Origin of the sequence: Bacillus sp. JJ1127, assembly GCF_036965845.1 — a bacterium.
GTDB lineage: Bacteria > Bacillota > Bacilli > Bacillales > Bacillaceae_G > Bacillus_A.
The window spans coordinates 7500-19386 of record NZ_JBALQK010000011.1 but is presented as its reverse complement, the minus strand read 5'-3'; the positions used below and the strand labels follow the sequence as shown (position 1 = coordinate 19386).

Here is an 11887-nt window from a genome sequence, read left to right as displayed (position 1 = left end):
GTTACTTTTTATTCTGCACAGCAGGGATGTATATAAGTACAAATTAAAAAATCGACATAAAACCTTTCTTTTTAGGTGGGAGAGAGAATCCGGCCATGCATAGAAGCGGTCAGAGCCTTTTTCTGCCCCATGCCAAGTGAAAACAAAGAGAGAAAACAAGTGCAGGTCACTTTTTGTTCTTCATAGCTGTGACTTATATGCAGGAAAATCAAAATGGATATATATAGTAAGGCATGAACTGTAGTTGCGTATTGAATATGCGAGGCAACTTGTTGAAAAGAGTGTAAATAAACAACAACTTGTGATGACAAGCTTCTTTTTTGTTATACTAATAATAGAAAGCTAGGGTAAGGGAGCGAATGATTTGGAAGAGAAAAAGCTAAAGAGAATTTTGGAATATGTATGGATCGTGGTTGTGCTCCTTGTTGGATATTACGTATTCAAAGATAAAAGCAAATGGATGCTATTTTTACTGACTTTTTTATTAGCAGGATTAGGAACGTTATTTATTAACTTTTTCTTTGATAGTGTAACTGCGTGGAAAAAGAAAAAGAAAGATACAAAATAGCCGAGGATAGATATGCGAAAGTGGAAGCTTGTGTATCAGTTGGTTGTAATGGTGATCGTTGTTATGGTTGGTATCATCAACTATTCTTCACCGTTAGGAGATTGAGCATGGTTTACGGCTTGCATCGATGCATTTCCTATTCTACAGACGTTAACGAAAAAGCATATTAGAGAATGAAAACAGCTCGCTACTAAAGCGAGCTGTTTTCTTATGCTTCTTTTTTCGTATCGCTATTTTTGTCTGTAAGTAAGTGGCTATTACGTCTAGAGTAGAGGAAATATACACATAGCCCAATGACAAGCCAAACAGCGAAGCCCATCCATGTTGTTGCCGAAAGGTTGATCATTAAATATAAACAACAGCAAATCGCAACGATTGGTAATATCGGGACAAATGGTGCACGGAAGCCTCTTTTTAAATCAGGATGTGTTTTACGTAAAATAAGTACAGCAAAACAAACAAAAGTAAAGGCAGTTAGTGTACCGATGTTCACTAAATTTGCGAGTAGGTGTAGGTCGAGTAATCCTGCTAATAAAGCGGCTAATATTCCAGTAATCCATGTGTTTAATAAAGGGATTTTCGCCTTTTGACTGACGCGAGCTAATGCTTTTGGAAGTAGCCCATCACGGCTCATTGCATAAGAAACACGGACTTGTCCGTACATAACGACTAGAAGAACAGTTGTCATTCCTGTCATTGCACCGACAGCTAATAAACTAGCAATTGTGTCTTCACCAACGAAATGCAGCGCAAAAGCAACGGGATCAGAAACATCTAATTGTGTGTAAGGAACCATCCCCGTTAAAACAAAGGACACAAGCATATACAATACGGTACAAATAAGAAGAGAACCAATGATTCCAATTGGTAAATCTCGCTGCGGTTTTTTTGTTTCTTCAGCTGCTGTCGCGATTGCGTCAAATCCTAGAAAAGCAAAAAATACTGTTGCTGCACCAGTAATGATACCATCGTATCCAAATGGTAAAAACGGTGTCCAGTTTTCAGGTTTTACGTATTTCGCACCTGCTACAATGAAGGCGATGATAACCGCTAATTTGATTAACACCATAATATTATTAATACGAGCACTTTCACGTATACCAAAGCTAAGTAATAGTGTGATAAAAAGTAAAATACATACAGCTGGTAAATCGATTAATCCGCCTTTTCCCATGCCATGGGCTGAGGCGATGATGGCGGGAAGATGAATATTAAATCCTTGAAGTAACGATTGTAAATACCCTGACCATCCTACAGCGACAGCCGCGACAGCCAGTAAGTATTCTAGCATTAAACACCAGCCTACAATGAAGGCAACGATTTCTCCGACCGTCATATACGCATACGTATAAACACTTCCTGAAATAGGGATAGAAGAAGCGAATTCGGCGTAACAGAAGGCGACGCAAGCACAAGTAAATGCGGCGATAAGAAAAGATAGCATAATGCCCGGGCCAGAATGCTTAGCTGCCACAATTCCTGTTAAGACGAAAATGCCTGTCCCAATGACAGCACCGATTCCTAAAAAAGTTAAATCTAGTGCAGTTAATGTTCTTTGTAATTGCCTAGGTGATTCAGTAGTAAGTGGTTTCTTTCGTAATAATGACTTCATTTGGAATCTCCTCTCATACTTCAATCTTCACAACTGCGAATAGAATGCGAGTCCACTGGAAAATAGTTCATACGTAAATAGAGGTACAGTTGTGTATTTTTCTCTCGCGATTTGCGGACAGTAATGCTCCTGCCTCAAAATTAGAAGCTATATGGGAAATAAACTGTCCGTAAAAGCTCGATTGGTGAAAATCAATAATCAGCGGGGGATGGAGAAAACCCACTAATTAAAGTTTCGCTTTATGACAAATATAGAATGGCTGTAGTAATTCTATTATAATTCAGAATATTTTGTCAAATGAAAATGTAACAAATAAAATCTTGTTTGTGAGGAGAGACTATTATTAAAAATATACGTATTTTGTAAAGCAGGAGAAGATGCTATGCTGTTTTATTTTGAACTGGTCGTTATTTTGCTTTGTACGAAGTTAGCGGGCGATATTAGTGTTAGACTTGGACAACCATCGGTATTAGGTAAATTAATGATTGGAATTATTATTGGCCCTGCTGTCTTTGGAATTATTGATAGTTCTGAACTGATCGATGAACTAAGTGCGATTGGTGTTTTGCTGCTCATGTTTATGGCAGGGTTAGAAACGGATTTAGAAGAATTAAATCGTAATTTAAAATCTTCATTTGCAGTAGCGATGGGAGGAATTATTTTTCCTTTCCTTGGTGGATATTTAGCGGGTCTCGCTTTTGGGATGGTACAATCAAATGCCATTTTTTTAGGGTTATTACTTTGTGCAACATCGGTGAGTATTTCTGTACAAACATTGCGGGATTTAGGGAAGATGAACACGCGAGAAAGTACGACGATTCTCGGAGCAGCTGTGTTCGATGATGTTATCGTTGTTATTTTGTTAGCTTTTGTTATGAGTTTTCTAGGTACGCAAGATGTGAGTATTACACTTGTCATTGCTAAGAAAATCATCTTTTTCGTAAGTATTGTTTTCATTGGTTGGAAAGTTGTTCCGTGGATTATGAGAATGTTGGTGCCGCTCCGTGTGTCAGAGGCGTTAATTAGTGCAGCGCTTATTATTTGCTTTTCCTTTGCTTACTATAGTGAAAAAATGGGGATTGCCGGTATTATCGGAGCTTTTGCGGCGGGAATTGCAATTTCTCAAACAGAATATAAGCATGAAGTGGAACATAAAATTGAACCGATTGCTTATGCCATTTTCGTACCCGTCTTTTTTGTTAGCATTGGGATGGAGATCACCTTTCACGGGATTGGGAGTCAAATGTGGTTTATTGTGATCATGACCATCATTGCGATTCTCACAAAGTTAGTGGGGTCTGGTTTAGGAGCAAGGTTAACGGGATTTAATTTGAAATCTTCAATTAGTATAGGGGCTGGTATGGTATCGCGCGGGGAAGTTGCACTTATTATTGCAGCAAATGGGCTAACTGCGAATTTGTTAGCGAAAGAGAATTTTACAGCCATTGTAATTGTTGTTATATTGACAACCATTATTACGCCACCATTATTGAAGAAGTATTTTGTATAACGACAAAAAACAGGAGCCTGACAGCTTCTGTTTTGTTGTTATATGAGACACCTATATAATATTAAAAAGCGATATTAGTAGGAGTAATTATGTTAAAATCTATGTATGTGATAGGACGAAAAGGAGAGCAATACATGAAGATTACATGGAAAAAAGTTATATGTGTCGTTGTAATTCTCGTAATGTGCCTACCCTTTACATTGTGGAAAGAATCAAAAGTGAAAGACTTCCCTGTTTCTGTTTTTTCTTCTTATGTTGCAGGGGATGATTCGGAAGGGTATAGATACACTTCCTTGTTACCTGACTTTGCAATTTGGATAAATGGATGGGAAAAGAAGTGGTCGGAAGGAGAAAGAACGGTCTATCAACAAGGGGATCGAACTGTAAATGTTTTTCATCCTCCCGGTGAAGATGTCTTTTATCTTTGTGATTCAAAAGATATGGAATTAAGATATGAAAAATAAAAGCAACCGCAAGAAATGGAGGTTGGATGGTGAAAGCTTCAACATTACTATTTAAAATTGAAAATTATATGGATCAATTTTCACCAGCTGAAAAAAAGGTTGCCAGATACATAATGGAAAACGCAGAGATTGTTCCAAATTTAACAACAAAAGAAGTATCTAGCAATGCGGGATCCAGTGAAGCAAGTGTCGTGCGTTTTTGTAAAACAATTGGTATAGGAAGTTTTAAAGCATTTAAGCTAGCACTTGTTAGGGAATTAACAATTGCTGATTATAATATTAATGATTTTTCGGTGATGAACACAGAAGATAGTCCGTTTGATTTATTCAATAAAGTTACATATGTAAATAAAGCTGCAATTGAGGCAAGCGTTACGGCAATTGATAAAAAGGAATTAGAAAAAGCAGCCGACGCAATTTTGCATGCAGGAAAAATATTATTTTATGGAGTGGGCGGTTCCTCTGCACCAGCAATGGATGGAGCATATAAATTTACTCGTCTTGGCTTTACAGCAATCATGCTCCCCGATTTTCATATGATGTTGCCGCTCGTGACAAATTTAAGAGAAGGAGATATATTTGTCGCGATTTCAACTTCTGGTCGTACGAAGGATGTACTGGAACTCGCGCGGTATGCGAAGAAACGAGGGGCAACTGTTATTGCGATTACAAAGTTAGATCAATCATCTCAGCTATATAAAGAATCATGTATCCGTCTTTGTATGCCAGATGTAGAGCAGGATTATCGTATAGCAAGTATTGCGTCAAGAATGACGCAATTAAATATGATTGATGCTTTGTATGTCATTACATTTAATCAGATTGGCAATCAAGTTTTGGATCAATTTATGGAAACGAGAGCAGAAGCAGTACGATTACGCAAATTAAAGTAAGGAAAAAGATGGGGGAGCTCATCTTTTTTTTGCATGTATAGACACAAATTTGTTATAAAAAGAAATTAAATTTCATAAAATAATAAAGAGACATTGATTTTAAATTTCTCAAAGTTATAATGAAAGTATGAAATTAAATTTCAAAGAAGGTGAAATTATGTTAGAAAATTTATCTACAGAACATCGAAATGAAAATACGATGAATTTAGATGAGATGAGTATAAAAGAAATTTTACAAACTATGAATCAAGAAGATCAGAAAGTTGCTATAGCAGTAGAAAAAGAGATTGAACAAATTGAAAACATTGTGCAAGATGTTATTTTGTCTTTCAAAAATGGCGGCCGATTAATTTATATTGGAGCTGGTACAAGCGGACGTTTAGGAATTTTGGACGCTGCTGAGTGTCCGCCTACATTTGGGACGGATGAGAAACAGGTTCAAGGATTTATAGCAGGAGGAATGAAAGCGCTTACTAAAGCGATGGAAGGTGCCGAAGATCGAGAAGATTTGGCTGTACTAGATTTAAAAAGTATTCAATTAAATGATAAGGATACTGTCATTGGAATTGCGGCAAGTGGCAGAACCCCTTATGTGATTGGTGGATTGAAATATGCAAATTCTGTTGGAGCAAATACAGCTAGCATCTCTTGTAATACGGGAGCAGAAATTAGTAAATTTGCAAAAATTAGCGTGGAAGTAGAAACAGGCGCCGAAGTGCTAACAGGGTCTACACGCTTAAAGGCTGGAACTGCACAGAAATTAGTACTAAATATGATTTCAACGTCCTCTATGATTGGAGTAGGGAAAGTTTATAAAAATTTAATGGTTGATGTTCAATCGACAAATGAAAAGTTAGTTGAACGTTCTAAACGAATTATTATGGAAGCAACAGGAGTAGAGTATAAGGAAGCAGCGGTATATTATGAAAAAGCAAATCATAATGTGAAGGCTGCGATTGTCATGATATTACTGCAGTGTGAATATGGGGAAGCACTTGAAAAATTAACAGATGGGGAAGGGTTTGTGAAAAAGGCGTTATAAACAGGGGAGGGGGATTCTAAAATGAAGAAAGAACAGCGGATGGCGAATGAAATTACAGAGCAACTTGGGGGAGTAAAAAATATTCGTGGTATCGCACATTGTATGACGAGACTACGTCTAACACTTCATGATGAAAGTAAAGTGAACATGGAACTTTTGAAAAAAGTCGAGGGTGTAATGGGCGTTATTGAAGATGAAACGTTACAAGTCGTAGTTGGTCCGGGGACTGTGAATAAAGTAGCTGCAGAAATGGAAACTTTAACGGGCTTACGAATTGGCGATGTTGCTGATTACCATCTTGAAGACCTTGGTCAAGAAATGAAATCAGCAATGAAGAAGAAAAATAATACACCAGTGAAAAACTTTTTACGAAAAATAGGGAGCATTTTTATTCCATTAATCCCTGGACTTGTTGCATCAGGAATTATAAATGGGGTTGCGAACTTTGCAAAAAATGCAGGTGCAGATCCAAATGCAACATGGCTGCAAATGTTACTTTTAATCGGCGGCGGTATATTTACGTTTTTAGGTATTTTAGTCGGCTGGAATACAGCGAAAGAATTTGGTGGAACTCCAGTACTTGGTGCAATTGCCGGCGTCCTAATTTTCAACCCAGCTATGGCGAATGTGAAACTATTTGGTGAAGCACTGGTACCAGGGCGTGGTGGCTTATTCGCTGTCATCTTTGCAGCATGGCTTATGGTTGTAGTGGAAAGACAAGTTCGAAAAGCAGTGCCAAATGCAGTTGATATTATTGTGACACCACTTATTACGGTATTAGTTGTGAGTTTAGTAACGATGTTAGTCGTTCAGCCAGTAGCTGGTGTATTAACTGATGGAATTACAAGCGGTATTAATGCCATTTTAGATGTTGGCGGAGCGGTTGCAGGAGCAGTGCTTGCGGGAACATTTTTACCACTCGTTATGGTAGGGTTACATCACGGTTTAACACCGATTCATATGGAATTTATTAATCAAACACATGCTACGCCATTGTTACCGGTATTAGCGATGGCAGGAGCTGGGCAAGTAGGGGCAGCGATTGCGATTTATGTGAAAACAAAAAATAAACGCCTTCGCAATGTTATTAAAGGTGGATTGCCAGTTGGATTTTTAGGAATTGGTGAACCTTTATTATATGGTGTGACTTTGCCACTTGGAAAACCGTTTCTTACTGCCTGTTTAGGAGCTGCTGTTGGCGGTGCATTTCAAGCAGTTATGAAAACGGCTTCACTTGGAATTGGTGTATCAGGGTTATCGTTAATTCCGTTAATCGCTGACAATAAATATTTATTATATTTTCTTGGTCTTGTCATTGCTTATGTATCTGGTTTTATCTTTACGTATTTCTTCGGGTTTAAAGAGGAAATGGCAGAGAACATATAGAGAAAGGGAATACCTTTCTCTTTTTTTCATGATAAGTAGAAGGAGAGATTACTATGATAGGAGTTTCCATATATCTTTCAAAAGATCGAGTAGAGGAGCAAGAAAAATGGTTGAAAACGGTAAGCGAATACGGCTTTACGTCTATTTTTACTTCTCTTCATATTCCAGAAGACAATCCTACAACTTATAAAGAGTTAATACAAATACTTGGGAAGCAAGCGGAAAAATATGAGATGGAACTCATGGTGGATGTTTCTCCAAAGTCTTTAGAGTATTTAGGAATTACATATGAAAATGTGGAACAGTTAGTAGCGTGGGGGATTACGGGCTTACGCATAGACTACGGTATAGATCCAAAGCAAATTGCACGTATATCACACAAAATGAAGATCGCGTTAAATGCGAGTACAATTACGGAATCCTTTTGGAAGGAACTACTTCAGGAAAATGTAAAAGTAGATTGTGTAGAAGCATGGCATAATTTTTATCCAAGGCCTGAAACGGGACTTTCGAAATCATTTTTACAAAAACAAAATCAATATTTACATACGTGCGGAATAAAAACGATGGCCTTTATTCCGGGTGATGATGAAAAAAGAGGACCGTTATATGGAGGGCTGCCAACGTTAGAAAAACATCGATATATGCGCCCCCTTGAAGCATATTTGGAACTCGTTCAAGACTGTTTTATCGATAAAGTATTGATTGGGGATATAAGCGGGAGTATGCAAAGTGTAAAAGAAATTTCTAGTGCGCGGAAAGGAGTGATTCCAATACGTTATAAACCACTTATTCGTGAAAGAGAAGTGCTAGAAAAAGTGGAGAACGTACATACGAACCGGCTTGATCCAGCGCGTGATGTCATTCGTTCTGTGGAATCAAGAGAAGGAAACACGGTCATGTTACCACCTATAAATACCATTCAAAGAAAAATAGGAAGCATTACAATTGATAACGAATTGTACGGTAGATATGCAGGAGAAATACAGATAACGATCAATGATTTACCGGAAAATGAAAAAGTGAATGTAATGGGAATGGTTGTAGAAGAGGATGTGCCGTTATTATTTTATGTAGGAGCAGGACAGAAATTTCAGCTTATTCAAGAGGGATAAAAAAATCGCCGTAGAATAACGGCGATTTTTTTAGTGATTTTGTACAAATGATGTACGTGCTTGAGTGACAACCGTTTTAAAATGAGAAAATAAGTAACAGCCAGTCACAACGACGATCGTACCTAAAATTTGAATCCATGTTAATTCTTCACCTAAGAAAAGGAAGGCTAAAATGGCGGTGAAAATTGGATTGAAGTTTAGGAAGATTCCTGATGTAGTAGCTCCTAACTTTTGAACACCAATATTCCAAAATACCATACAGACTACAGTTGAAATGAGCCCTGTGTATAGTAAGGAAGTAATAAAGGAAGCATTGATATTAGAAACAGTAAAGGTAGATACGTTAAATGGAAGCAATAGGATCACACCGAAAATTCCTGAGTATAAGGTTGCCATCATCGGTGTTGTTGTTTTAGTTGCCCATTTGCTGCAAACGGAATAGATGCCCCAAATACAAACTGCAGCGATCATCCATAAATCTCCGCTATTAAAATGTAACGAAAATAAAAGTGCGATATTTCCTTTTGAAAGGACGAGAATAACGCCAAAAAAGGAAAGAATCATAGAAAGAATTTGAAGTACATTTACTTTTTCTTTTAAGAATAAAGATGAAAATAGTGCGATTGAAATAGCATTCAATGTAGAAATAAGACCTACATTCGTTGCTGATGTTTGTTCTAATGCTAAAAACTGAAAAATATTAAAGAGAACAACGCCAGTAATCCCCATGAGTAGTAAAGGAAGGATGGCAGCACGCGGCGGGAAAATTTTCTTTTCCTTAAACCAAACAATTGGGAATAGACAAACAATCGCAATGATCCATCTTAAACTTGTCAGCGTCATTGGAGAAGCATGATTGACAAGTGATTTTCCAACGACAAAGTTTCCTCCCCATAATAAGCTTGTTAACAATAATAAAAAGACATAAAAATAAGGCATAGTTTGGAACCCCTTTTATTAGTATATAAATCCAAATTTAAACCCTGGCATAACCCCTTTCTTTTTGGGGGGAGAGAGGATCCGCCGATGCATAGAAGCGGTCAGATCCTCTTCCTGTCCCATGCCAAGTGAAAACAAAAGGAGAAAACGAGTACAGGTCTCCTTTTGTTTTTCATAGCATCGACTTATGTATTGAAAATTCAAATGGATTTACATAATATGAATTGTAAATAATTTTAGCATTTTTCTTAGTTATCTAATATATTATTTTGTATAATGAATAAAATTAGAAATAATATTCTTTCAGTTATTATAATTACAGAATTTTATTCAATTTCATAAGAGGTATTATGCATTTTTTCGAAGAATCGTCAGCAAAGAAAAGGAGAGGTTTTATGGAATCATCTGTTATTAAAGTGTTAGATGATTTAGACGTCCAAATTTTAGATATTCTGCAAAAGGAATCGCAGGTAAGCAATGCAGAACTTGCTCGTCGCGTCAATTTGTCGCCACCTGCTATGCACGCGCGCATCAAGAGGCTAGAAAGTGAGGGCTTTATTGATAAGCAAGTTGCAATTTTGAACCAAGAAAAACTTGGATTTGATTTATTATGTTTTATTTTTATGAGTACAAATATCCACCAATCTGAAAAGCTTGAAGTGTTAGAAAGAGAACTAGAATCTATGCCCGAAGTATTAGAATGTCATTGTTTAACAGGGGAGTACGATTATTTATTAAAAGTTGCGAACCGTGATCGAAAGGAACTGGAGCGTTTCATTAGGAAGCTGAATAAGCTGGGAATTACACGGATACAGACAAGCTTAGCGCTGCGTGAAATTAAATATTCTACAGTATTACCAATACGGGATTCGAAACAAAGTACTGAGTGAAATATAAAACCATTTTTTACATGGGAGAGAGGGTCCGATCATGCGTAGAAGCGGTCAGGGCCTTTTTTAGTTCCATTCCATGTGAAAACAAAGGGAGAAAAGGAGAGGAGGTCTTATTTTATTTTCATAGCATCGACTTGTATATTGAAAAAGCAAAATAGATTTATATAGGACTTGTTTTTTTGGGGAATAAGTATATGTAAAATTCAGAATAATAATTGACGTGTTCGGATGGATGGGTGTATTATTATATAAATTTATGAATTAATATACATTTAAAGTTATAAATATTTCATGTAAGGAGATAAATCATGCAAATTTCAAATGCAATTACAAGTGATGTGAAAGAAATATATAATTTAATAGAAATATATTCGAAAAAGGGAGTCGTTCTGCCACGTTCACTTTTGTCCCTTTACCAGTACTTACAGTGTTTGTATGTTGTAAAAGAAGAAGAGGAAATTTTGGGAGTTGCTGGTTTACATGTTTTAGGTGAAGATCTTGCCGAAATACGATCATTAGTCGTATCGGATACATATACAGGTAAAGGGTTAGGGCGTATACTAGTCAATCATGTAATAAATGAGGCTTCTAAAATAAAGGTAAGAAGGGTTATTTCTTTAACGTATCAAACTACGTTTTTTCAGAAGTGTGGATTTGATTTTGTTGATAAGGAATCGCTGCCTGAAAAAGTGTGGGTTGATTGTCGGCATTGTCCGAAATTTGATTGTTGCGATGAAGTTGCGATGGTTCGGTATGTTACATGAGGTATAGGTGAAAAAAGCCTCCTATCTTCTATCTACTAGGTGTTCTTGGGCAATAAAGGTATTTAAAAATGAAAGCCAATATTCTCAAAGACGAGGGTATTGGCTTTTTCCATATAAAGGTATAATGTTTGGGGTAGAGCTATTTAACAAACGGGTAGAATTAATGGGGGGCATTATGGAATTATTTGAGTATGAAGAACGATTTGAAAAGCAAGTAGAAAGCTATGTATTAACTGAGGAACAGTTACAATTTACAGGTATACCAAAGAAATGTGTAGAATTATCAAAAGTCGATGCTGATAGACATTCTATATTGTTTTTTGTAAATAATGACCTTGTGACATTCTTCGTTCTTCACGAAAATGAAGGTGTAAAACCTTACTCTGAAAATCCCAAGGCTATCTTATTACGAGCATTTTCAACGGATTATTATTATCAAGGAAAAGGGTATGCGAAACAATCATTATTGTTACTGCCTGACTTTGTTCGCAAAAAATATCCACATATTAGTGAAATTGTATTAGCGGTAAATGTGAACAACATTACTGCACAGTCGCTATATAAAAAGTGTGGCTTTATTGACGAAGGTGTCCGAAAAATAGGAAAAAAAGGCGAACTTATTATTATGAGCCTTTATTTATCCAGCTATTTGTAGGAAGTAATACTCCCACCTCAAAATTCGGTGAAAGCATTGTCCTGCT

General features: G+C 36.8%; 12 protein-coding genes. 10 read left to right on the top strand and 2 right to left on the bottom strand.

Translation table 11 applies throughout. The annotated features are described in order from the left end of the window. Positions 1–364: 364 nt before the first annotated feature. Positions 365–568, top strand: coding sequence for a hypothetical protein (locus V7183_RS02000; RefSeq protein WP_097894599.1), 204 nt, complete (start codon positions 365–367; stop codon positions 566–568). A 208-nt stretch (positions 569–776) separates the two neighbouring features. Here the strand turns inward: V7183_RS02000 and V7183_RS01995 are convergent, their stop codons facing one another. After that, complete coding sequence (locus V7183_RS01995) at positions 777–2180, bottom strand: amino acid permease (protein ID WP_335358540.1); 1404 nt, start codon at positions 2178–2180, stop codon at positions 777–779. Positions 2181–2562: 382 nt separating this feature from the next. Between V7183_RS01995 and V7183_RS01990 the strand changes: the two genes are divergently transcribed. The 6 genes from V7183_RS01990 (at position 2563) to V7183_RS01965 (ending at position 8590) form a co-directional block, all read left to right on the top strand. Further along, entirely contained in the window at positions 2563–3690 is a 1128-nt protein-coding gene (locus V7183_RS01990) for a cation:proton antiporter (RefSeq protein WP_335358539.1), read from the top strand. A 134-nt stretch (positions 3691–3824) separates the two neighbouring features. Continuing rightward, a complete protein-coding gene (locus tag V7183_RS01985; protein ID WP_335358538.1) occupies positions 3825–4154 on the top strand; it encodes an outer surface protein in 330 nt (109 codons plus the stop codon). A 29-nt stretch (positions 4155–4183) separates the two neighbouring features. After that, on the top strand, positions 4184–5047 hold the full coding sequence (locus V7183_RS01980; RefSeq protein WP_097894641.1) for a MurR/RpiR family transcriptional regulator: 864 nt from the start codon (positions 4184–4186) through the stop codon (positions 5045–5047). 157 nt (positions 5048–5204) lie between these two features. Further along, positions 5205–6089: an N-acetylmuramic acid 6-phosphate etherase gene (gene murQ, locus V7183_RS01975; RefSeq protein ID WP_335358537.1), complete on the top strand. Its 885-nt coding sequence runs from the start codon at positions 5205–5207 to the stop codon at positions 6087–6089. Positions 6090–6110: 21 nt separating this feature from the next. Continuing rightward, positions 6111–7475, top strand: coding sequence for a PTS transporter subunit EIIC (locus V7183_RS01970; RefSeq protein WP_097894596.1), 1365 nt, complete (start codon positions 6111–6113; stop codon positions 7473–7475). A gap of 53 nt (positions 7476–7528) precedes the next feature. Continuing rightward, positions 7529–8590 (top strand): DUF871 domain-containing protein, encoded by a 1062-nt coding sequence (locus tag V7183_RS01965; RefSeq protein ID WP_335358536.1) that lies wholly within the window; start codon positions 7529–7531, stop codon positions 8588–8590. A 30-nt stretch (positions 8591–8620) separates the two neighbouring features. Here V7183_RS01965 and V7183_RS01960 read toward each other — a convergent pair whose 3' ends face one another. After that, entirely contained in the window at positions 8621–9529 is a 909-nt protein-coding gene (locus V7183_RS01960; RefSeq protein WP_097894594.1) for a DMT family transporter, read from the bottom strand. 395 nt (positions 9530–9924) lie between these two features. Between V7183_RS01960 and V7183_RS01955 the strand changes: the two genes are divergently transcribed. The 3 genes from V7183_RS01955 (at position 9925) to V7183_RS01945 (ending at position 11841) form a co-directional block, all read left to right on the top strand. Next, positions 9925–10419 carry an Lrp/AsnC family transcriptional regulator gene (locus tag V7183_RS01955; RefSeq protein ID WP_097894593.1) on the top strand — a complete coding sequence of 165 codons (495 nt, stop codon included), beginning with the start codon at positions 9925–9927 and terminating at the stop codon, positions 10417–10419. 311 nt (positions 10420–10730) lie between these two features. Next, positions 10731–11186: an N-acetyltransferase gene (locus V7183_RS01950; RefSeq protein WP_335358535.1), complete on the top strand. Its 456-nt coding sequence runs from the start codon at positions 10731–10733 to the stop codon at positions 11184–11186. A gap of 175 nt (positions 11187–11361) precedes the next feature. Continuing rightward, the gene (locus tag V7183_RS01945) at positions 11362–11841 is read left to right on the top strand and encodes a GNAT family N-acetyltransferase (RefSeq protein ID WP_335358534.1); all 480 of its coding nucleotides are present in this window, start codon (positions 11362–11364) and stop codon (positions 11839–11841) included. Positions 11842–11887: the final 46 nt, after the last annotated feature.

What these genes read in the sequence shown, in the direction of transcription:
- V7183_RS01995 (WP_335358540.1), bottom strand. Translation starts at nt 2,180, where the DNA reads ATGAAGTCATTATTACGAAAGAAACCACTTACTACTGAATCACCTAGG.
- V7183_RS01990 (WP_335358539.1), top strand. Translation starts at nt 2,563, where the DNA reads ATGCTGTTTTATTTTGAACTGGTCGTTATTTTGCTTTGTACGAAGTTA.
- V7183_RS01985 (WP_335358538.1), top strand. Translation starts at nt 3,825, where the DNA reads ATGAAGATTACATGGAAAAAAGTTATATGTGTCGTTGTAATTCTCGTA.
- murQ (WP_335358537.1), top strand. Translation starts at nt 5,205, where the DNA reads ATGTTAGAAAATTTATCTACAGAACATCGAAATGAAAATACGATGAAT.
- V7183_RS01970 (WP_097894596.1), top strand. Translation starts at nt 6,111, where the DNA reads ATGAAGAAAGAACAGCGGATGGCGAATGAAATTACAGAGCAACTTGGG.
- V7183_RS01965 (WP_335358536.1), top strand. Translation starts at nt 7,529, where the DNA reads ATGATAGGAGTTTCCATATATCTTTCAAAAGATCGAGTAGAGGAGCAA.
- V7183_RS01960 (WP_097894594.1), bottom strand. Translation starts at nt 9,529, where the DNA reads ATGCCTTATTTTTATGTCTTTTTATTATTGTTAACAAGCTTATTATGG.
- V7183_RS01955 (WP_097894593.1), top strand. Translation starts at nt 9,925, where the DNA reads ATGGAATCATCTGTTATTAAAGTGTTAGATGATTTAGACGTCCAAATT.
- V7183_RS01950 (WP_335358535.1), top strand. Translation starts at nt 10,731, where the DNA reads ATGCAAATTTCAAATGCAATTACAAGTGATGTGAAAGAAATATATAAT.
- V7183_RS01945 (WP_335358534.1), top strand. Translation starts at nt 11,362, where the DNA reads ATGGAATTATTTGAGTATGAAGAACGATTTGAAAAGCAAGTAGAAAGC.